Source organism: Paenibacillus sp. CAU 1782, from assembly GCF_054551715.1.
The window spans coordinates 59,965-81,792 of sequence record NZ_JBTOLL010000003.1 but is presented as its reverse complement, the minus strand read 5'-3'; the positions used below and the strand labels follow the sequence as shown (position 1 = coordinate 81,792).

Genomic DNA, 21,828 nt, shown 5'->3' with positions numbered 1-21,828 from the left:
ATCTATGAGACTTCAGGACAAAGTAGTATGGATAACGGAAGCGGACAGCGACACGGGTCGCGGCATCATTGCGCGCTTTGCCCGGGAAGGCGCGCGTTTTTTGCTGAACAGCGCTTCCGGCGGGGCGAATATCCAAGAGGAGCTGGCTTTGCTTGACCGGGAAGGCTCGGTTTACGTGACCGTAAACTGCGATTTATTGAAGCGGGCCGAAACGGAAAAAATGCTAGCCGGCGCAGAATCGATTCTTGGGCCTCTTGGCGTATTGATTCACAATAACAGCACGGTAATCCGCGCCTCGGTTGAACATTGCCCGGAAGAATCCTTTTGGGAAAGCCTTGATGCAAATGCCAAAACAGCTTTTATCAGCACGCAAGCTGCGGGGCGAAGCATGAGAGAGAGAGAACAAGGCAAAATCATATACCTCTCCTCGATCCACGCGGAGAAGCCCACCGGGTCCGCATTTACTTACAGTATCGCCAAAGGCGCGGTCGGCATGCTGGCAAAGGAGGCTGCACTGGCGCTTGGACGATATGGCATCAGCGTCAATACCGTGCGAATCGGTCCCTTTGAGGGAGATGACGAGCTGTTCCACAGCGATTTTTCCACACTCTACAACGACTACAGATACAAAGTGCCAAACGCTGTGCTTGGAGACGGAGACGATTTGGCGGAGCTGGCGCTGTATCTGGCTTCCGACGAAGCCAGATATTTAAACGGCGCGGACATTGCTTTTGACGGCGGCTTTCTGCTGCACTATATGAATTTTAAAATGAAGAAACCAAAGCCGGCCCCCTAGGTCGTGTCAAAAAACTCACTCAAGGGCATCTATCACCGCCTTTTCGTCCCCTGCCGCACCACTTTTCCAGGGTTAACGATAAGGAGGAAAGGAGGTTTGGAATGGGGATTTCGGGAAAACGGGCATTGGTGACGGGGGCCGGCACCGGAATTGGCCAATGCGTCGCGGTTGAACTGGCGAGAAAAGGCGTCAAGGTCGCCATACACTATAACAGAAGCGACGCCGGCGCTCTGGAAACACAGCGGCAAATCCTGGAGTTCGGCGGAGAATGCTGCATTGTGCAAGCCGATGTTTCAAGCGGCGAACAGATTAAAGCCATGATGAAAAACGCGGCAGAGCAGCTTGGCGGGCTGGACATCCTGGTTAACAACGCGGCGCTTCAGTTGAATTACGACTTTTTTGATTATGACGAAACGTCCTTTGACCGGCTTATGGCCACCAATGTAAAAGGATATTGGCAATGCATGCAGTCCGCCTTGCCTCTCTTAAAGGAAAGCGGCAGCGGGCGCATCATCATTATGTCATCGGTTCATAGCAAACGCCCCACCGACTTTGATGCGGTTTATACCATGACCAAAGGCGCCATTCGCATGTTGGCGAGAGAAAGCGCTATTGAATTTGCGAAATACGGCATAACCGTCAATGTCATCGAGCCGGGCCATATCAATGTCGGCAAACAAAGCGCGCGGGAATCCAAAGCGATTATCCCGGACAGCGAACGCGCAAAGCTTCTGAAGGAAGCTCCGCCGGTTACAACAAGATTTCCGCTAGGGCGGGTCGGCTTGCCGACTGACGTCGCCAAGCTTGTGTGCTTTCTTGCCGATGACGAAAATGATTTTATGTCCGGGTCCGCCGTTCGGCTGGACGGAGCCAGCATGTTAATGTAGAGGCCGACAATATCAACAAACCGGGAGTGAATGCAATGACCAGTCAGCAAACGTTCGAGGATGCTTTAGCTAATGTCCGGACTCATTCCAGTCCATCGGATTTGCGAATTACGGATATCCGGTTTACGGATATAACCGGCGGTCCTTTTCACAGCAGCTTGATCAAGGTGTATACGAACCAGGGCATTACCGGCTTTGGAGAAGTGCGGGACGGCGCCGACAAAATTTATGCTCAAGTGCTCAAAAGCCGTCTTCTGGGCGAAAATCCATGCAACATCGACAAGCTGTTCCGCCGCATCAAGCAATTTGGAGGACATGCCCGTCAAGGCGGCGGCGTCAGCGGCCTGGAAATCGCGCTTTGGGATATTGCCGGCAAAGCTTACGGAATTCCGATTTATCAAATGTTAGGCGGCAAGTTCCGCGACAAAATCAGAATGTATTGCGATACTGATGTGGACGGCAAGGATACCGGAACCGCAATGGGCAATGCGCTCAAAGTACGTATGGAGCAAGGATTTACCTTCTTGAAAATGGACCTTGGCATCGGGCAGATTATTCATGAGCCAGGCACGTTAAGCGCCCCTATTGGTTTTCTGGAGGAAATGAGAAGCGCATCGCGCGGCTACTATCAAGGACTGAAAAACGGAGCTGCGGAGGACGAGCTGCGCAAACTACGCAATCAGCACTACGATATGTACAATATCGCCCACCCATTTACCGCGATCCATGTTACCGAAAAGGGACTGGACATGCTGGAGCAATACGTGGCGGAGGTTCGAGACGTAATTGGCTATGAGGTACCGCTTGCCATTGACCATTTTGGACATATCGGTCTGGAGGACTGCATCAAGCTTGGCCGCCGAATCGACAAATACAATCTGGCCTGGATGGAGGACATGCTGCCTTGGCAATATACCGATCAATACGCCAAGCTGGCACGCTCCGTAACGACGCCTGTTTGTACGGGCGAAGATATTTATCTGAAGGAAAATTTCAGACCGTTGCTGGAAGCCGGCGGCGTCTCTGTTATCCATCCCGACGTTCTGACAAGCGGCGGCATTCTGGAAACGAAAAAAATCGGCGACATGGCTCAGGATTACGGCGTAGCAATGGCGATTCATATGGCGGAAAGCCCCATTGCCTGTCTGGCGGCGGCCCATATTGCGGCAGCCACCGAAAACTTCCTTGCGCTGGAGTACCACTCCTGCGAGGTGCCGTGGTGGGATGATATCATCATTCGCAAAGAGCCAGGCAAGCTGGTGCAAAACGGCTTCATTGCATTAAGCGATGCGCCTGGTCTTGGCATTGAGGATTTGAATGATGAGGTATTGGCCCAGCATCTGCATCCTAAAGTGCCCGGGGTGTGGGCTTCGACAGATGAATGGAACCATTTCAACTCCAACGACAGACTTTGGAGTTAAGCAGCTGGCGATGTTGCCAGCAACCGTGTTTATTGAGGAAAAACTGAAGATGGCGGAGCAGGGGCAACCTCCCTTGCACCGCCTTTTTTGTTTTGCCGACGCAAGTGTTTGCCGGCTTTTTTGCAGATCAAAGCCAAATCCATTATTTTAGGACATATGTCCTTTACCTGATCCCAACTTGCCGTTACATTAATTAAGCAAGGTAGATAAAGGATGGAGGATTGGAAATGAAGGGAGTTATATACGCTTGTTTAGGCGGTGCTTTTCTAACGCTGCAAGGCGCAGCTAATGCGGCTATCGGCGCAAGCATCGGCTCTTGGCAAGCTGCCGCTCTTACACAGGGTACCGGATTTGTCGCCGCATTTATGATTGTTTGGCTGCTTCGCGATAAATCCTATAAAAAGTTAAACCAGGTAAAGCCGGTTTATCTGTTCGGCGGAGCCTTTGCGGCATTTATACTGTTTAGCAACATCACGGCGTTTCATATAAATGGAGCTGCTTTAACCGTATCCGCTGTTTTGATTTCCCAAATCGCGGTGACACTGATGCTGGAGAAAAGCGGTATTTTCGGCGCCTCTTCCCTTCGGCTTGGGATGCAGCAGTGGGCGGGATTGGGATTGATGGTTATTGGGATATTATGTTTGGCTTGACTGTAAAAGTCGAACAAAAGAGTTTAAGCAAGCATGGGCTGTCGCCGTGTGAAAAGTTCTTTCGATCGCTGTTGTTTCCAGATTCCCTTTAATTATTAGGTGTATTGTTGGAATCCGGGAACAAAGGCGAACGCTTGAAACGTTCTGGAAGAACGTTACTTCGTAAGCATATGCTTTTCTCAGGAATCTTTCACACTCTGCCTGCCTGTGCGCTTACCTTTAGTCTACTTATACAGTCCGCAAACATTTTGTTTTATGGAGGGGGCATGGCATGAAAAAGCTGGAGGAGACGGAGCGGATCACCCAATATCTCGCAGAATTTGGGCTAAATGCCGTTTTGCCCGGCGGATTGAAGGAACGGCTGGTTTTGTACCGTTTTGAACCGGAGGAAAACCTTTGCTTGCAAGGGGAAGAAGCTCAATATATTCATTTTATTGTACAAGGAAAGGTTAAAGTGTTCACAAACTCGGCGGAAGGCAAAACACTGCTGGTTAACTTCACCGTCCCGCTGGATGTGATCGGCGAAATTGAATGCTTGAGCGGTAAAGTGAACCTTAACACGGTAACGGCGGTATCGCGCGTAGAATCGCTCGCTCTTCATAAACGCTGGTTAAACCAAAGCGACGACGCCTCGTTTTTGCGATTTATTTTGCATTTGGTTACCCAAAAATTTTATTCCAAATCGGTTTCGCTTAGCAAAAATCTGCTGCATCCCGTCGAGGTCAGATTAGCCAGTTATTTACTGTCCCTGTCGGACGAAGACGCAGCGGGCGCAGACGGCAATATTAGCATGACGAATGTAAAGGATGCGGCTAATCTGATCGGAACGAGCTATCGTCACTTAAACCGGGTGCTGCAGCAATTTTGCCAGGCTGGACTGGTGGAGCGCAGCAAGAAAGTCCTTATTGTGAAGGATCGCAAGCGGTTAACCGACGTAGCCGGCGTCAATATTTATGAGAACGGAGATCGAAGAATATGATATGGGGCGTTTTGATGGCTTTGGCTGCAGGCTCTTTAGTAAGCGTGCAAACGATGTTTAACAACAAAGTGAATGAATCCGCAAGTCCGCATGTCACCACCATGCTTGTGTTGGGGATGGGATTTCTGGCTTCAGCCGCTATGGGCATCGTGTTTGAAGGCAGCAGCTTTTTTTCATTTAAGCCCATGCAGCCTTGGTTCTGGTTTAGCGGATTGCTGGGGATCGGCGTTGTCACTTGCGTAGTGAGAGGAGTCAGACTGCTGGGACCAAGCTATGCGATCTCCATCGTTATGGCTTCACAGATGTTATGCGCGTTATGGTGGGATTCCATGGGATGGTTTGGATTGGATAAGGTGGCGTTCACTCCGCAAAAAGCAATAGGCGCAGTTGTATTGATCTGCGGTTTGATTTTGTTCAAAGCAAAACCGCGCGCTGCGGAAACAACTCAAAAGCCGACGCAGTTAAGCCAGGAAAATGTCAGTTAAGCCTTACTTAAACAACAGCGTGCTCAACAACAAGAAAAGCCAGAAAAAACGGCCGGGCTGCCGTATCCCCTCCCATCAATGGAGGCGATACCGGCAATCCGACCGTTTATTCATTAGATCATTACCCTTGTTTGCCTTGCTCCTTCAGTCTGGCTTCCGCCGCTTCCATCAGCCCGGCCATATACCCGATGCCGTGCAGACGGCCAAGCAGTTCGTAACCAGGATTGCTGTTGTCTTCTCCTTCAAGCGTCGGAACATGATCGGGGCGGACCGGACCGCGGAAGCCTACCTCGTAGTACGTATGCATGGCTTCAAGCATATCCGTTTTGCCTGCATCATGGAAGGTTTCCTCGAACTTCTCCGGCGTTCCCAGCACATCACGGAAATGAACAAAAAAGATTTTGTCCTGCTTTGCAAAATGCCGGATTACGGATGGAATATGATCGCCAGCTGTCGCAAGCGTGCCTTGGCACAACGTAATGCCGTTAACCGGACTCGGCACCAGATCGATTGCCCGTTGCAGGGCGTTAGCGCTGCGTAAAATCCGGGATACACCGCGAATTGGCGTAATGGGAGGATCATCGGGGTGAAGCGCCAGCTTCACTCCCGCTTTCTCCGCAACCGGGACAATTTGTTCCATAAAATAATGGAGGTTTTCCCAAAGCTGATCCTCTGTCACAATCCCCGCTTCCGTCAAAGGCGCGCCTTGCATCAAACTATGGTCATAGCTGGATACTAGCGCTCCTCCCCGGGTGCGGGTTGTTGTGGAGGTGCGGAACCAGTTGAATTGCGCCATAAAGTTGTAGCACAGCACCTTGATGCCCGCCGAACCCATGTTGACGATAAACTGTTGGAACTGTTCGATTTCCCGATCTCTGCCCGCTGTGCCCAGCTTGATTTCGTTGCTTGGCGGCATGGATTCAATAACGGTCAAATCGATTCCGGCGTCGGCAAAACGCTGCTTCATCCGGATCAGGGGCATCAGATCCCAAGGTTTTTCTATTTTTTCATCCCACGCAAGTCCGGATACGGCATAATTGACGCCTAATTGCTTGGCAATTTTCCAAAGACGGTCGGGTTGAATCGTAAAAAATTCGGCCAACTGCATCGTTTACGGCACCTCCTGCTGCGTCTTTACTGAGCCCGCTTAGACAAATCCTGGCCCAGATTGTTCAAATTGTTATAAGCGGATTCAATAGACTGTTGACCGAAAATAACGGCATCGATCTCTTTTTTGAATGCATCGACATATTCAGTGAAGCCAGCCGCTACGGAGTAGAAAGGCATTGCTTTTTCAACGGATTGGTCATAGATGTCTTTGCCCAGCTTATCCTTTGGTTCCAATGTCGGCTCGATTGCCGCGTAGATTTCCGGATTGATTGGAATACCGCGAGTCAGGCCAAGAGCGGCTCCCGCTTCTTTGTCCGTGATGAACCATTTCACGAATTTTTTGGCTTCTTCTTTGTTTTTGGAATTGGCGCTTACGCTCAGGAAGATGGTGGATTGCGCCCATCCTGCGCCTGCAGGACCGCCCGGCATATTGACCACGCCCAGCTTGCCCGGCATCAGCTGCTCCAATGCGCCGACAGAGCCGGTCGTTGCGGATCTGACCATAACCGTACCGGTAGCTACAGGATCCGCTTGCGGGTCATTTTCCAGGAATGCCGCTGTTTTTTCGGCAGGCGGCACTACGCCTTCCTCACGCAGCTTCGCATACGTCTCAAACATCGTAGTGAACGTTTCTTTGTCCAGCGTAAACGTTTTGCCTCCATCCGCCATCATCGGCGGCTTGCCCATTGCGGTTTGATAGAAGTTGTAGCCGTCCCATGTGTTTACGTCGCCAATCGGATATTTGCCGTCGGGAAGTTTGGCGCTGGCATCTCTGGCCCATTGGAAGTATTCCTCATAGGTCCAGTTGGTTTGAGGAAGCGGAATGCCGTATTCCTCAAGCGCCTCTTTGTTGTAGGCCATGCCCTGCGAATTCAAGCTGAGCGGAATGCCGTACAACTTGCCGTCCATCTTCAAATTTTCGATTACGTTGGCGTCTACAATGCCGGTCAAGTCGATATCCGTTAAATCTTCAAGCTGTCCGCGTGTTACATACTCCTGGATGTAGGCGGCGTCCATCTGCAAAACATCGGTGATGGATTTGGATGCGGCCAGAGTCGGCAATTTTGTCCAATACGCGTCCCAAGCCATAAATTCAGGTTTGAATTTGATATTCGGGAATTGCGTCGAATAAATTTCAAGCGCTTTTTGCGTTGCTTCATGACGGGCGTCGGAGCCCCACCACATAATGCTTAACGTTGTTTCGCCGCCTGCGCTTCCGCCAGGAGTCGAGGATGCTCCGCCCGGGCTTGCGCTAGGAGCGGAGGAACCCCCGCCGCTGCAGGCACTAAGAGCTACTGTGGATGCAAGCAATAAAGCGGCACTGCTGTACGTTTTTTTCTTCATGTTTCAACATCCCCTTTATCTTTTTTTGAGGTTGTTCAAAAAGTCCACTTTCCATTACGCAGCATGCCTGACGGCATGATCAGCATCGAATATGGCACTGAAAAGCGAACTTTTTGAACTCACACTTTCTAGTGTTACCCCTTTAAGCCTGTTGTTGCTATTCCCTCGACAAAATGCTTCTGCGCAAAGAAGAAGATTATAGCCGATGGGATGACAGACAGCAGCGACATCGCAAGCAATTGTCCCCACTGGATATCAAACTGGTCAATAAACATCCGGAGCGCCAAACCGACGGTAAATTTGTCGATCGAGCTTAGGTAAAGCACTTGGGAGAAGAAATCATCCCAGCTCCAGATGAAAGTGAAGATACCGACGGTGACAAGAGCCGGTTTGAGCAGCGGCAGCACGATGCGCCAGAAAATGCCGTAAACGCTTGCTCCGTCGATGGTTGCCGCTTCATCCAGATCGCGCGGAATGCCGCGAATGAACTGGACCAGCAGGAAGATAAAAAACGCGCCGCCGCCAAAAAAATGCGGAAGGATCAGCGGGATGTAGCTGTCGACAAATCCAAAATTGTTAAACAGGATATATTGAGGAACAACCGTTACCTGTCCAGGCAGCATCATGGTGAGCAGCAGGATAGAAAACCATAGTCCTTGAAACTTGAAGTTCAGCCGACCAAAGCCGTAAGCGACGATTGCGGCAGTCGTAACGCCGCCTACTACATTCCACAGCTCCATCCAGAGCGTATTGGCGAAGAAGTGGGCAAACGTGTAGTCCGCGGAAAACATCCAGCCTTTGGTGTAGTTTTCCCACATTGGCACAGAAGGCCAGATTGTCGGCAAGCTAAGCTCCGATGTTTTTTTGAGCGAAGCGCCCACCCACCAGATGACGGGATAAAGCATCAGCAATGAAAATGCCGTCAAAAAGACGTGATTGGTTAGTCTCGAGCGCCATGTCATCATTTTGCCTTCCTCCCATCCGATTCATAGAATACCCAATATCGGGAGGCAAAAAAGTTAAGCGCCGTTAATGCGGCAACAATAACTAGCAGAATCCAGGCCAATGCCGAGGCGTAGCCCATTTGATAATGCTTAAACGCCTTTTCATACAGGAATAGCGCATAAACATAGGTGGCGTTGATCGGTCCGCCTTTTGTTACGATAAATGCGGCGGTAAAGGTCTGGAAGGAGTTGATAATGCCCAGCACCAGGTTGAAGAACATAACCGGCGAAAGCATCGGAAGCGTGATGCTCCAGAACTTTCTGATCTTGCCCGCTCCGTCAACGGAAGCCGCTTCATACATCTCCTGCGGAACCTGCTTCAAGCCTGCGAGAAAGATAACCATGGTGGAACCAAACTGCCAAACATTCAGCAGGATCAACGTGCCAAGAGCCGTATCGGGATTAACGATCCAGCCGGTGCCTTCAATTCCGAACCAGGAGAGCACCTGGTTGATGTAGCCGTCCGCTCCGAACATATTGCGCCACAATGCGGCAACCGCGATACTGCCCCCGATTAATGAAGGAAAATAAATCGCTGTCCGGTACAGATTCATGCCCCGCAAGTTTTTGTTCAGCGCCATCGCCACAAGCAAGGAGAAGAACAACTTTAGCGGTACGGAAAACAGGACGAACATAAAGGTAACAATAAGCGATTTGCGAAAGGTGGCGTCACTTGTGAAAATTCTGGTGTAGTTGTCCATTCCCGTCCAGACGGGATCGTCCAGCAAGGAATAGTTGGTGAAGGAAAGATAAAACGATTGTGCGATCGGCCATAATGTCAGCAGCAGAAATCCGATCAGCCAGGGCGATATAAACACATATCCTGCCAGGTTTATGGATGACCCCAGCTTTGATCTTAAACTTCTCTTCCCTGATCCGGCGAAATTCCCAGTAGTCGTTCGGATAACTGTCCCCTCCTTTGTATACCCGTTCGGTATAGCGCCTTTTCTTTAGATTGCCTATTTTGACAGCAATTCATGTTGTGCTTGTTCCCTTACTTTAAACGAAAGCGGTTACATTGAGGAAGCAGAAGAATTTACGAAAAGGTAGAATTTTATATAGTGTGATTTTTAAGCTTGCCTTACGTCGTGTTTGCAAACGCCCCAAGGTGGGAAAATTCATAGGAAGCCGGAAAAGCAATAAGAAACTCGCATGTACAAATGGGAGCGCTTCCTTGAGAATAGGGGTATAAACCGGCTTGACCGGTGGCAAAGGCATGTATGCATGCCTGCTTTAGAAGGCTGCATGTACGCCTTAACCAAATACCTGAAGGATGAGGTGCTCAACATGAAATTCGATAATCCCGAGGATATTATCCAGCTGACGCCGTTATGGAAGGGCGAACGTTTCCCGAATGGACGGCCGAAGGTGCCGGAGGACGTTTTAAGGCGCATGCGCAATATTACATTGGAAGAAGCCTGGGGTCCTCTGTGGAACCGGGGATACGCCTTTCAATTTGAAGGCGATTTCAAAATCACGCGTCCCGAGCAAATAATGGTAGGCCGCGCCGTCACTGCGGTTATGGTGCCCAAAAGGCCGGACCTTCATGAAACTTTGCTGAATTACGGCTTTGAGCAGGAAGGCCGGAAAGGCTTTTTTAATCAATGGGTGATCGATACGCTTGTTGAGGATGATGTCGTTGTTGTCGATATGTTTGACAAGGTTCATCTGGGCACGTATGTAGGCGGCAACCTGTCAACCGCCATATCAACCCGCACCAAACGAGGCGGCGCGGTGGTATGGGGCGGCATCCGCGACAATCAGCAGATCTCCGAAATCGACAATATCAACATTTATTACCGCGGCAGCGATCCAACGGCTATCGCCGACGTCACGATGGTTGGCATGAATACGCCGACGCGGATTGGCAAAGCGATCTGTTTGCCGGGCGATGTCGTATTGGGTACGCCGGCCGGCGTGATCTTCATCCCGCCGCATCTGGCGGAGCTGACTGTCGTGCAAGCGGAGAAGTCGCAGGTGCGAGATGTATTCGGGTTTGTACGCCTTAGAGACAGCGTTTATTCCACGGCGCAAATCGACGCCGCTTGGGATGTTGCGTTATGGGACGACTTCATGAATTGGTTCCATAATGACGAGGCTGCGGCCAAATACCGCCATCTGACATGGGACGAGGAGTTGGAGGAAGCGCGCAACCGCAATACGGAAGGCCCGCAATCTGACGTCAGGCTGTAATGGATTGCGGCAGCCTCCCCTTGGCGCCGGCAAACGCTGGCGCCAAGCTTCCTGGGGTCGCCGCCGCAGTGCAATGTCTAGACTCACATCATTCTGCATGCGAAAAAAAGCCGAAAGCGCAGTCCCCCCAGACTGAGCTTCCGGCATTACTTAACAAGGCCACGCCGCTATGGCCGCGTTTAAATCGCGGCACTTTAACCGCCACGCGTTAATTGCCAACGGATTCGCGGTATTCGCTTGGCGAAAGGCCTACTTTCTTTTTGAATATCTGACTGAAATAGCGGGAGTCCTGATATCCCACCTTCTCGGCCACCTCATAGTTTTTAAAATGCGTGCTTTTCAGCATGTCTTTGGCTTTTTCAATCCTTATGTCCGTCAGATGTTCGATAAACGTCTTCCCCGTATTCAACTTGAACAGCAGACTCAAATAAGTAGGCGTCATATAGACTTGTTGGGCAACGTTTTGCAGGGATGCCTGGCTGCATTCCTGCTCCATGTATTTGATCGTTTTTTTGATGATGCTGCAGTGGCTTTCCCTTTGACCCGGAGCGATCGCCCCTTTGAGACCGTTCAGAAAGCCGCCAACGTAATCCTGAATTTCCTGAAGCGTGCCAAGCCGAATAACGGACATGATCTGAAACTTTTCATACGCGCCAAACGTTCCGGATTCCGCAACAGCGCGCTTCTCAAGGCCGACCAGCAGCCGAACCGTCAGATCGTAAAGACTTGCTGGCTCCACTCTCCCGTTTTCCAGTGCGCTGGCGTAAAACCGCGCAACGGCCGCTCCGATATCCTCTTCATTTTCGGCTGCTACAAAATCATTGTAGAGCTCTTTTTCCTTATCCATCGGATATTGCTGAACCGTCTCGTAACGGAAAGGCGCGTTAAAATAAATAATTTCCCCCGCGCCATAATAAAACTTGTCGCGAAGCGCTTCTGCCGCCTGGTTGTAGGATTGGAATACATCCTTCAGATGATTGCACGGCTTGCCTACCGCGATGGCAATGCTTTGTCCGAAATGCCCGGACAACATATCCCTCACGTTCTCCAGCAAATCTTTTGATTTCCAGGAAAAAAGCAAGCCAAGCCGTTGTTCCTTATCCATGAATACAACGGTTCCCGTGCCTGCATGCTGACGCAAATAGTCACGTACCGATTCCACGAAAACCAGCTTTTCGCGTTCGTCCTGAAACCGTGCAACCGGCTCTGCCAGCGCAATGGCGGGAAACACAAAATACGGATTTAATTCAAGCATGGTCATTTGTTCTTTTACATTACTTCTCGTCTTTCCTCCGCCGGATACGAGTTCGCTCAAAAAGCGATCGCGCATCAAATCAAGAACAACCCTCTTCTCAAACAGCAATTCACCGTTCAGCATGCTCCATTCTCTCCTTTGTAGAAGATTAACGACATGGACTTTAATAATGAATGGTTTTATAAGAATGCATGTGTTCGACAAAAGCTTTGGCCGCAACTTCCGGATCGCCTGAACGAATAGAACGAATCAAAATCATATGCCATTCCGCCAGTTCATCCGTCGTAAAATAACGATTGGAAACCGCCATAAAACGCATCACCTTTTGTTTCATATGATTCCAAAGCTCAAAGATGGCCTGATTGTCGCATCGACTGTAAAAGAAACCGTGAAACTCCATATCCAGATCCAAAATCAATAAAATGTCATTTTGTTCGTGGGCATCCTGCATTTTGGCAATAAGGGACTCCAGATAAACAAAATCATTTTCCGTCAAGGTTTCCATCGTTTTTTTGACGGCAAAACCTTCGATGATCTCTCTCAAAGCAAAGATATCCCTGATTTCTTTGCTGGAAATAGCGGATACAACGGAGCCTTTATTGGGGACTCCCGTAATAAACCCTGATTGCTTCAGACGTTCCAGAGCTTCCCTTACGGGCGCCTGGCTGACATCAAATTGCTTGGCGATTTGAAGGACAAGCAGCCTTGTGCCGGGCTGCAGCTCGCCGGAAAGAATTTGCTTCTTCAGCCTGAGGAAAACTTGCTCGCTGATGGATTGAACAGGAGTTTCTGCCGTTATTCCCTGCATGGGCCCACATCCCTTTCCGCATTATCGATTATCGATAATCTTTACTTCTCCATTATAAGCGCTTACATTTTTGTTGGCAACCACTTTTTACAGAAAAAAGGAGCTCTGCCCAAAAGGGAAGCTCCTTTATTGAATGGATGGGTTTGCTGCAGCTCGCGAATATCTGCTAAGCGCAGCGGCGCAACCAATGCATCACTTTTTTAACGTGAGTACCGAGGCATCCTTAATATCGTACAGAACGCCGCCGGGATTGCTTTTAACCAATTGGTTAATCTGTTTGTTGACGTAGCCGCTTTTGGGAGCGATGGCATCAACTACAATCTTGTCTTCCTTCAGCATATCGGTTGTTATTTTAAGAGTAAAGTCAGACTTTGGGCGAGAATCATGGACGGGAGCATCGGTAACGAATATGATCCGTTTATCGTTGGCGCTGCCTAATTCCGAGAGTATATAAGCTGCCGTATGAATAGCTTCCAGGCCGGATTCCTCTTCATCTCCTCCGCCATAGGCCACCAATTTGTTTAAATAACCCTTCAGCTTATCTTTATCCTGGGTAAAATCAAAATCCTTCAAAGCAGGATAGCCATATTCGTAATAGTTAATGTCCCGATAGGCAACAACTGCAAAATTGGAGCCTGCAGGGACGGAATCCACGAAGCTTTTAACGGTTTCTTTGATATAGTGGATAACTTCCCCCATACTGCCCGTTACGTCTATAACAAATACAATATCGGTGGAAGCGGTAATGCCCTTCGATATGTTGTTTAATATAGGCGAAGTATTGGATGGCTCGGTTTCTGTCGGTTCTGTTACCCCGGCGGAAGGCTTCTCGCTTTCTGCCGGTTCTGTTGCTTCGGCAGAAGGCTGCTCGCTTTCAACGGATGTAGGAACGGATGGCTTGTTTTGAAAAACGACAACCGAACCGGTGTCCCCGCTCCACTCGACTTCTCCGCCGAATGCTTCACTGACGAACCGTACTGGCACCATGGTGAAGCCGTTAATTAGTTGAGGCGCAACGCTTAAGGCTACGGCGACTCCATTAATATAGGCGGTTTTAGAGCCAATCGTCAGCACGATGGTCCGCCCTCCTCTTGTTGCCGTGACCGTTTGAGTGGAGCTGTTCCATTTCACGGTGGCTCCCAACGACTCAAAGATTCCCCGCAGCGGAACGAGCACGTTCCCCTTGGAATTGACCGGAGGCTGCATGTAAACCTGCTTCACTCCTTCAATGTATACCTGGATATTTTTTGGTTCGTGGTTAACCGTAACAAATTGAGGGACTGAAGCGGACAAGCCTCCTGACTGACTGGCCGTCTTCAGATACCAATAATATCCGCCTGTCGGAAGTCCCAGTTTCTCAATCGGGTAGCTGGAAGTGCTGCCTGGTTCAATCCTGATTTGCCTCACAACCTGTCCGCTGGCGTTTTTAACGATCAAATAGGAGTAGTAGCCTGGGCTGGCGGCTGATGCAGACAAATTCACAGTGAACGTGCTTCCCGATCCGATAAAAATACTGCCTGGATAGGCTTCTCCCGTCGGAACTTGGGCTAGTGGCTCCGAAGGTTTACCCGGAGCCGGGCTTGCTGTTCCCGGTGAAGTCGTAGCAACCGGTGCGCTTGGTTTTGGCGTTGCGCTTGGTTTTGGCGTTGCGCTTGGTTTTGGCGTTGCACTTGGTTTTGGCGTTGCGCTTGGTTTTGGCGTTGCGGTTGGTTTTGGCGTTGCGCTTGGTTTTGGCGTTGCGCTTGGTTTTGGCGTTGCGCTTGGTTTTGGCGTTGCACTTGGTTTTGGCGTTGCGCTTGGTTTTGGCGTTGCGGTTGGTTTTGGCGTTGCAGTTGGTGTTCCGGCAGTCGGATTTCCTGCCCCTCCCGAAGCCGGATTCTCTGTCGATCCTCCGGAAGGCACAAGAGGACCGGTAATTGAGGCTTCTGGGATATAGAAATAGATTTTGGAACCGGAATACGGCGCTTGCTGTTTTTCGGATAGTGTTACGGTATTGGTTTTTGCATTAAACGTAAATCGCGATGAGGCTACCTTCGTTTCGTTAATGTACAGGCTGACGTTTTTGGTGGAACTCAACGCGTAGTTTAGAGGTACAGGAAACGTCCGCGTGGAGCCATCTCCCTCAGGCAAGGCAATACCGATATTTGAAGTGCCTGACTTGCCTTCAGTCCATTCAAAGCCGGGATAATGCCGTATTTAATATGAAGCTCAGCGCCGCTGTAAGGCGCATTATTTAAGGTAATGGTATAGTTGTCGTAATCCACAACATAATCCTTGGCATCCGCTTCCATTGCATTGATATACAGTCGCAGACTGGTATTGGAGGCGGTCAGTTTGTTGTTCGTCGAAAATCCGAAGACGCGGTTCTCCCCGTTCCCGTCCTTTAAAATATTTACGAGGTAATCATGCTCCCGGTATTCATGGGAATCAGCAGCTTGAACAACAGCAGCATGAAAGCCCGCGCTTCCAAAAATAAAGATAGAAATAAACGATAACAAGAACATTTTTCTAAACTTCATCTGCTTCACTCCATTTATGTAACATGAGGATATGTCAGCGGCTGCTTGTCCAAGGGATATACTCGCATGTCCAAGCTATCCACAATGTGGAAACAACCGCTACTTTATCACTCTATCACACACATGGGACTTAGGACATAGCTAACGAAAGTTTTTCTAATGGTCAATTATGACCATTACAGGTCATTTTCAAGGATTTTAATTTTGTAACGGACATTTCTGTCCATTACAACCAAAATAGATATGATTATTTGCGTTTTTCAGACTGTAACGGTCATAAATGGCCGTTAGAATTAAAGTCAGCTGCTTTTTCGTATCCGGTTGATGTATTAACGTAATGCCCACTAGTGTTTGAGGAGCAAGTTATAAGCGAAGCATACAAAAAGCTGGAGAGAATCGGAACCGCCACCGTTTCCTCCAGCTATTTTTGAGATTAGAATATATTGTTAGCTCGCAGGCGCTGCCGTGGAAGCCCGAACGATTAGCTCCGTGGGCAAGGAGATGCGCTGCGTCTGCACCTGGCGCTCCCGGAATTCGGCGAGAAGCAGCTCTACGGCGGCGGCTCCAAGCTTTTCGACCGGTTGAGCAACGGAGGTAAGCGGCGGATCGGTAACGGAAGCAAGAATGGTATTGTCAAAGCTGACGACGGATAGCTGCTGCGGGATAGGGATACCGGCCTCTTTGGCTGCTTGAAGCGCGCCTATTGCCAGCAGGTCATTGCAGCAAAACAGCGCCGTAGGCCGTTCATCCTGAGCCAGCAGCTCCCTTGCCTGCCGCCGCCCGTCCTCCACCCGATATTTGCACTGGCGCACCCTATCGTCACGCAGCTCAATGCCCTCCTCCGATAACCGCTCACGGAAACCGCGCAGCCGTTCCCTGCTGCTGCTGATATCCAGGCTTTCGGACAGAACGGCCAACCGCCGATGTCCCAGCTCCAGCAGATGCTCCGCCGCATCGCGGCCGCCCTGCCAGTCATCGGAAACGACCGTATGAGCCTTGGCGCCGGAATAAGCTTCTCGGCCAATCATAACGGTTGGCGTTTTCCAAGCGTTGTCCCGCAAGACGGAGGTATCGCCAACGCCTGTGCCGATGATAATGCCGTCGACCTGCTTTTGGCCCAGCACGGAAATGTATTGCTCGATCCGTTCATGCCGGTTGTCCGTGCCGCATATGATGACGCTGTAGCCAAGCTCATGTCCTCGCTGCTCCACTGCCCGGGCCACCTCCGCAAAAAACGGGTTGGCGATATCCGGAATCAGCAAACCCAACGTATACGTGTGTTTGCCGGTTAACGCAGAAGCGATGACGCTGGGCTGATAATTCATCCGGTCCATAATCGCTATGATTTCGCTGCGTTTCTCCTGGCTGATTTTGCCCTTGGCGTTGATGACTTTAGAGACAGTCGCTATCGAGACGCCGGCTTCTTTTGCAATATCATAAATGGTCGCTTTCATATCGATTTCCCCACTGCTTCCTATTTTCACACGGCAGATTTCCCGAAAATAAAGAGTTGCGCTCATCCGGAATCATTTACTCTATTATGATGGGGCGAGGCCGGTTTTGGCAATCCCAACCAGAAGGTATAAAAACGTTATCTGAGAGACGTTATCTGACGAAAACTGAAACGGTTGTTTCAAAGACCAATTTGCCCGGTGATTCAAGCCTACTTACGTTTTGGGAACAGCCACTCATGGTCGGGATCGTTATAAAATTTCCATGTCCGGGTCGGGCCAGCCATTACATTCAAATAATAGACCTCATATCCGGCCGGAGCCGCAACGGGATGATAGCCTCCCGGCACCAGCACCGCCTGTCCGTCCTTGACGGCAAGCGTTTCATCCAGACTTCGGTCATCGGTGTAGACCCTTTGAATCGCAAAGCCTTGCCCTGGATTAACATGAAAATAATACGTTTCCTCTAGCAGCGATTCCTCCGGCAATGCGTCCCTGTCATGCTTGTGCGGAGGATAGCTGGACCAATTTCCTTCCGGCGTAAAAACTTCAACAACCAGCAGGCTGTGAGCGGGATGGCTCTCCGGCAAAATGTTCTGCACCAGCCGTTCCATGCTGCCGCTGCCACGTACCTCAACGCCAACTTGTTCCGGCGATATAAGCCTTGCTTCATAATCGCCGCCGCCGGGCGCCGAGCATACCGCTAGCTCCAGCTCCGTTAAGGCAGAAACCTCGTACCGGTCATCGCCCGGCACATATATGGAATAAGGAGGTATTTTTTCAAAAACGCTCATCCGCTCGCCGATATCCCGCCATTCCGCCTTGCCAGTCGCTACGTTTGCTTTGCCGCTCAGCAGCACCAAACAAACCTCTCGATCTCCCGTTTCCGCACTAAAGCTTTGTCCTGCCTCCAGCTTTACGATTTTAAACCCGACATACGTCCAGCCGGCCGATTCCGGCGTAATATCCAGCGCAACACCGTCTACGCCGGGATTTTCAAGTTGGGGCACAATCAGTTTTGATGCCATTTGCCTCTCTCCTTTCGCTTGTGCTTGATGATCGCTGTTGTTCCCAGATATCTCTGAATGATAGGGTCTAATGTTAGAATCCGGGAAAAAAAGGGACCGCTTAAAACGTTCTGGAAGAATGTCGCTACAAACGTTCTGGAAAACCTCGCTACGTAAGCATCACTTTTCTCCAGAACCATTCACCCTCTGGCCTAACACTTGTTCCTATTAGTTCAACTTATATAGCCCCTGCCCGCTGTGCTTTTACGCTTGCTGACCAATGATCGATTTCGCGGCCTCCGTAAGCTTGACGGGCCGGCCCAGACGCAGCGATTGCTTGGCGGCAAGCGCCATCAACTCCGCTTGATAAGCATCTTTCCCGCTCACCGGCACCGCGGTGCCGTCTTTGATGCTGTTGATAAACTGCGCCGCTTCGTCGATATACGCGCCATTGTACCGCTCCAGGAAAAAATGCAGCGGCTTGTCGCGCCGAACGCCATCCGCCGTATGGACCTCGGCGCTGTTGGGGTAGTCATTAGTGACGGCAACGCTGCCGCCGGAGCCAAATACCTCTACGCGCTGGTCGTAGCCGTACACCGCTTTGCGGCTATTGTCGATTACGCCCAACGCGCCGCTGGCAAACGTGATGGTAACGACCGCTGTATCGACATCGCCATACTGGGCGAATACAGGGTCCACCAGCACCGCGCCGCTGGCGAATACCTCCACGGCTTCGCTTCCCGACAGGTAGCGGGCCATATCAAAATCATGGATCATCATGTCCATGAACAAGCCGCCGGAAACCTTGATATATTCCGCGCTGGGCGGCGCGGGGTCGCGCGATGTGATTTTGATCAGATGCGGATCGCCGATATCGCCATTCTGCACCAGCTCCCGCACTCTGCGGAAGTTATGGTCAAACCGCCGGTTAAAGCCGATTTGCAGGATAACGCCGCCCTTCTCCGCCGCCTCAAGCGCCTCCTTTGTTAGCGCCAGATTCATGCTCACCGGCTTTTCGCAAAAGATATGCTTGCCCGCAGCCGCCGCCTGCTTGATCAGCGGAACATGCGTATCGGTCGGCGAGCAGATAAAAATCGCCTCTATGCCGGGGGCGGCAAGCAGCTCGCCGCTATCCTGCGTTACAACCGGTATGCCTCGCTCCGCCGCCCATTCCCGCAGCTCGTCATTTCCATAAGGATCGCTAATTCCCGCAACCTGCGCATGAGGATGTCTCAACAGGTTTTCCGCATGAATTCTGCCGATGCGTCCCGCTCCGATAATGCCAATCTTCACCTTTGCCATAATGATAAACCCCATTTCATCTACAATGATTTCTCGTATCTCCACTTGATGCAAAAGAGTGAATTAGTTAAGGAGCGACAACTACCAGCGAGCCGTAACCATCTTTTTGCGGGTAAAAAACTCTACGCCGTCCGTGCCGTTGGCATGCAGATCGCCGTAAAACGACTTTTTCCAGCCCGAAAACGGGAAAAATGCCATTGGCGCCGGAACGCCCAGATTGATCCCCAGCATGCCCGCATCTATACTCTCGCGGAACTGGCGCACATAGCTGCCGTTTTGCGAAAACAAGCAAGCCCCGTTGGCGAATTCAGAACGGTTGGCCAGTTCAACGGCATCTTCCAGCGAATCCACGCGCACGATGGACAAGACGGGAGCGAAAATTTCATCCTTCCAAATCTTCATGTCGCTGCTGACCCCGTCAAAAATCGTTGGCCCGACAAAATATCCCTTCTCCTCCGTCGCCGCATCCTTGCGTCCGTCACGCAGGAGCAACGCTCCTTCCCCTTCGCCGGTTTCGATATATTTGAGCGTACGCTCCTTATGGGATTCCCGAATAACGGGACCCAGGAACACGCCTTCATCCATGCCATTGCCAATATTCAAGCCATCGGCGGCTTCCTTCAGCTTGGCGACAAGAGCATCGCCGATATCTCCGACCGCAACCACGACCGCGCAAGCCATGCAGCGCTCTCCGGCGGAGCCAAACGCCGCGCCGACGATTTGCTGCACCGCTCCATCCAAATCGGCGTCGGGCATAACGATGGAGTGGTTTTTGGCTCCTGCGAGCGCCTGCACTCTTTTGCCATGGGCGGTTCCGGTTGTGTAGACGTATTCCGCTACCGGCTGCGAGCCGACAAAGGAAATCGCCTTGATGTCCTTATGCTCCAGCAGGCCGTTTACCACATCATGCGCGCCGTGCACCACATTGAGCACGCCAGCCGGCAGCCCTGCTTCCGCAAACAGCTCCGCCAGACGGTTTGCGAGCAGCGGCGTCCGCTCGGAAGGCTTCAGCACAAACACGTTGCCGCATGCAATCGCCAGCGGAAACATCCAGCATGGAACCATCATCGGGAAGTTAAACGGCGTAATGCCTCCAACAATGCCGACGGGGTAGCGGTACATCGTGGACTCCACATTAGTGGCGATATCCGGCAGCACCTTGCCCATCATGAGCGACGGCGCTCCGGCTGCAAACTCAACGCATTCAATGCCGCGCAATACCTCTCCGTGGGCTTCCGTGTAGCTTTTGCCATTTTCCAGCGTGATGATTTTTGCCAGCTCTTCCCAATGCTCCACCAGGAGCTGCTGGTATTTGAACAAAATCCGCGCACGGCGGGGAACGGCGGTCCCGCTCCATCCAGGGAACGCATTACGCGCAGCCTGAACCGCCTCATCTACTTCGGCCGCACTGGACAACGGCACGTGCGCGATGATTTCTCCAGTTGCGGGATTATAAACCGGTTCGCTCCGTTCCGAACGAGAAGGCACCCATTGTCCTCCGATGAAGTTGCTAATGCTTTGAGCTTGATTGTTAGCCATTGTTGACTCTCCCCTTTCTTATGGTTGGATCCCTTGTTCCGCCTGCGCGATAAAATCATCCACTTGCTTGGCCGTCGGCATGGCGTCGGAGCAGCTATGGCTGGACACAACAATCGCGGCGGCCGCGCTTCCGTAACGCATGCTTTGCGAAACGCTCCATTGCTGCATCAAGCCGTACAGAAAGCCGGCCGCGTAGGAATCGCCCGCGCCAAACGTTTTGATGACCTTCGCCTGGAAGCTGTCCGCGCGATGGCTCTCCCCGTCCCTGGTATATGCGATGGAGCCTTCCTTGCCGTGTTTGATGACCACGATGCCTGCGCGGTAGCCGAACCATTTTGACGCGGTGACCTCATCGCTGCGTTCCGGATTTTCTCCAAACTGCTCCATCATGTCGAATTCCTCGCGCGTGCCGATGATAATATCGCATTTCTCCGCCGCCAGATTATAGAATACCGCCGTTTCCTCGTCCGACTTCCACGTATAAGGCCGATAATCCAGATCAAAAGCAATAACAACGCCATGTCTCCGGGCATATTCCAGACACTGGAACACCGCTTCCCGCGAAGGGCTTTGCGCCAGAGCCGTGCCAGATATGAGCAGCAGCCTCGTTCCCGCGATCAGCTCTTCGTTCACCTCGCTCGGCTCCAGCAGAAGATCCGCCACATTATCCCGGTACATCAAAATACTGCATTCGCTCGGGCTTTTGATTTCCGTAAACGCCAGACCTGTTACCGCTCCCGTCCGATCCGTCACGACGCCTCCCGTCTGGATACCGTTTTGCTCCAGATACCGAACGATAAACCGTCCCATCTGATCATCCGCCACCTTGCCGACAAAACCGGCGTTCAACCCCAGACGGGCCATTCCGATACATATGTTAGCCGGCGAACCTCCGACGTATTTCGTAAACGTAACCGTGTCCTCCATGGGCCGGTTGATTTCATTGGCGTTCAGATCGATGCATAAACGCCCGATCGCAACAAAATCGCTTTGCTTGCCGGTTGGAAACTGTATCATGCCGTCACCTTCCCTTTCTTAACCTTACGGTCACATCTGTCCGTTAGCCCCGCTATTACGC

Annotated in this window: 20 protein-coding genes; 7 read left to right on the top strand and 13 right to left on the bottom strand. The window is 51.1% G+C overall.

The window, feature by feature from the left end; translation table 11 throughout:
* The first annotated feature begins 4 nt into the window (after positions 1 to 4).
* The 6 genes from ACX93W_RS11105 (at position 5) to ACX93W_RS11080 (ending at position 5,218) form a co-directional block, all read left to right on the top strand.
* The gene (locus ACX93W_RS11105; protein WP_459392438.1) at positions 5 to 796 is read left to right on the top strand and encodes an SDR family NAD(P)-dependent oxidoreductase; all 792 of its coding nucleotides are present in this window, start codon (positions 5 to 7) and stop codon (positions 794 to 796) included.
* Between the two features lie 101 nt (positions 797 to 897).
* Positions 898 to 1,683 (top strand): SDR family NAD(P)-dependent oxidoreductase, encoded by a 786-nt coding sequence (locus ACX93W_RS11100; protein WP_459392437.1) that lies wholly within the window; start codon positions 898 to 900, stop codon positions 1,681 to 1,683.
* 35 nt (positions 1,684 to 1,718) lie between these two features.
* A complete protein-coding gene (locus ACX93W_RS11095) occupies positions 1,719 to 3,104 on the top strand; it encodes a mandelate racemase/muconate lactonizing enzyme family protein (RefSeq protein WP_459392436.1) in 1,386 nt (461 codons plus the stop codon).
* 227 nt (positions 3,105 to 3,331) lie between these two features.
* Positions 3,332 to 3,754, top strand: a complete 423-nt coding sequence (locus ACX93W_RS11090; protein ID WP_459392435.1) for a DMT family transporter — start codon at positions 3,332 to 3,334, stop codon at positions 3,752 to 3,754.
* 271 nt (positions 3,755 to 4,025) lie between these two features.
* The gene (locus tag ACX93W_RS11085) at positions 4,026 to 4,733 is read left to right on the top strand and encodes a Crp/Fnr family transcriptional regulator (RefSeq protein WP_459392434.1); all 708 of its coding nucleotides are present in this window, start codon (positions 4,026 to 4,028) and stop codon (positions 4,731 to 4,733) included.
* Positions 4,730 to 5,218: a DMT family transporter gene (locus tag ACX93W_RS11080; protein ID WP_459392433.1), complete on the top strand. Its 489-nt coding sequence runs from the start codon at positions 4,730 to 4,732 to the stop codon at positions 5,216 to 5,218. Before ACX93W_RS11085 ends, ACX93W_RS11080 begins: the two co-directional genes overlap by 4 nt.
* A gap of 121 nt (positions 5,219 to 5,339) precedes the next feature.
* On the opposite strand, the gene ACX93W_RS11075 is transcribed toward ACX93W_RS11080, so the two are convergent.
* The 4 genes from ACX93W_RS11075 to ACX93W_RS11060 all read right to left on the bottom strand — a co-directional run bounded on the left by ACX93W_RS11075 (position 5,340) and on the right by ACX93W_RS11060 (position 9,524).
* Positions 5,340 to 6,326 (bottom strand): mannonate dehydratase, encoded by a 987-nt coding sequence (locus ACX93W_RS11075; protein ID WP_459392432.1) that lies wholly within the window; start codon positions 6,324 to 6,326, stop codon positions 5,340 to 5,342.
* A gap of 26 nt (positions 6,327 to 6,352) precedes the next feature.
* Complete coding sequence (locus ACX93W_RS11070; protein WP_459392431.1) at positions 6,353 to 7,672, bottom strand: ABC transporter substrate-binding protein; 1,320 nt, start codon at positions 7,670 to 7,672, stop codon at positions 6,353 to 6,355.
* A 134-nt stretch (positions 7,673 to 7,806) separates the two neighbouring features.
* Entirely contained in the window at positions 7,807 to 8,637 is an 831-nt protein-coding gene (locus tag ACX93W_RS11065; protein ID WP_459392430.1) for a carbohydrate ABC transporter permease, read from the bottom strand.
* Positions 8,634 to 9,524 (bottom strand): carbohydrate ABC transporter permease, encoded by an 891-nt coding sequence (locus ACX93W_RS11060; protein ID WP_459392660.1) that lies wholly within the window; start codon positions 9,522 to 9,524, stop codon positions 8,634 to 8,636. The genes ACX93W_RS11065 and ACX93W_RS11060 overlap by 4 nt, the downstream gene beginning before the upstream one ends.
* Before the next feature lie 439 nt (positions 9,525 to 9,963).
* On the opposite strand from ACX93W_RS11060, the gene ACX93W_RS11055 reads away from it, so the two are divergent.
* Complete coding sequence (locus tag ACX93W_RS11055; RefSeq protein WP_459392659.1) at positions 9,964 to 10,869, top strand: RraA family protein; 906 nt, start codon at positions 9,964 to 9,966, stop codon at positions 10,867 to 10,869.
* 208 nt (positions 10,870 to 11,077) lie between these two features.
* Here ACX93W_RS11055 and ACX93W_RS11050 read toward each other — a convergent pair whose 3' ends face one another.
* The 9 genes from ACX93W_RS11050 to iolC form a co-directional block, all read right to left on the bottom strand.
* On the bottom strand, positions 11,078 to 12,247 hold the full coding sequence (locus ACX93W_RS11050; protein WP_459392429.1) for a helix-turn-helix domain-containing protein: 1,170 nt from the start codon (positions 12,245 to 12,247) through the stop codon (positions 11,078 to 11,080).
* 40 nt (positions 12,248 to 12,287) lie between these two features.
* Positions 12,288 to 12,932 (bottom strand): GntR family transcriptional regulator, encoded by a 645-nt coding sequence (locus tag ACX93W_RS11045; RefSeq protein ID WP_459392428.1) that lies wholly within the window; start codon positions 12,930 to 12,932, stop codon positions 12,288 to 12,290.
* A 192-nt stretch (positions 12,933 to 13,124) separates the two neighbouring features.
* Positions 13,125 to 15,008: a stalk domain-containing protein gene (locus ACX93W_RS11040; protein ID WP_459392427.1), complete on the bottom strand. Its 1,884-nt coding sequence runs from the start codon at positions 15,006 to 15,008 to the stop codon at positions 13,125 to 13,127.
* An 8-nt stretch (positions 15,009 to 15,016) separates the two neighbouring features.
* On the bottom strand, positions 15,017 to 15,451 hold the full coding sequence (locus ACX93W_RS11035; protein WP_459392426.1) for a hypothetical protein: 435 nt from the start codon (positions 15,449 to 15,451) through the stop codon (positions 15,017 to 15,019).
* 446 nt (positions 15,452 to 15,897) lie between these two features.
* Entirely contained in the window at positions 15,898 to 16,905 is a 1,008-nt protein-coding gene (locus ACX93W_RS11030; protein WP_459392425.1) for a LacI family DNA-binding transcriptional regulator, read from the bottom strand.
* A 209-nt stretch (positions 16,906 to 17,114) separates the two neighbouring features.
* Positions 17,115 to 17,930: a 5-deoxy-glucuronate isomerase gene (gene iolB, locus ACX93W_RS11025; RefSeq protein ID WP_459392424.1), complete on the bottom strand. Its 816-nt coding sequence runs from the start codon at positions 17,928 to 17,930 to the stop codon at positions 17,115 to 17,117.
* Positions 17,931 to 18,173: 243 nt separating this feature from the next.
* A complete protein-coding gene (gene iolG, locus ACX93W_RS11020) occupies positions 18,174 to 19,211 on the bottom strand; it encodes an inositol 2-dehydrogenase (protein ID WP_459392423.1) in 1,038 nt (345 codons plus the stop codon).
* Positions 19,212 to 19,292: 81 nt separating this feature from the next.
* On the bottom strand, positions 19,293 to 20,750 hold the full coding sequence (locus tag ACX93W_RS11015; RefSeq protein ID WP_459392422.1) for a CoA-acylating methylmalonate-semialdehyde dehydrogenase: 1,458 nt from the start codon (positions 20,748 to 20,750) through the stop codon (positions 19,293 to 19,295).
* An 18-nt stretch (positions 20,751 to 20,768) separates the two neighbouring features.
* Entirely contained in the window at positions 20,769 to 21,767 is a 999-nt protein-coding gene (gene iolC, locus ACX93W_RS11010) for a 5-dehydro-2-deoxygluconokinase (protein WP_459392421.1), read from the bottom strand.
* Positions 21,768 to 21,828: the final 61 nt, after the last annotated feature.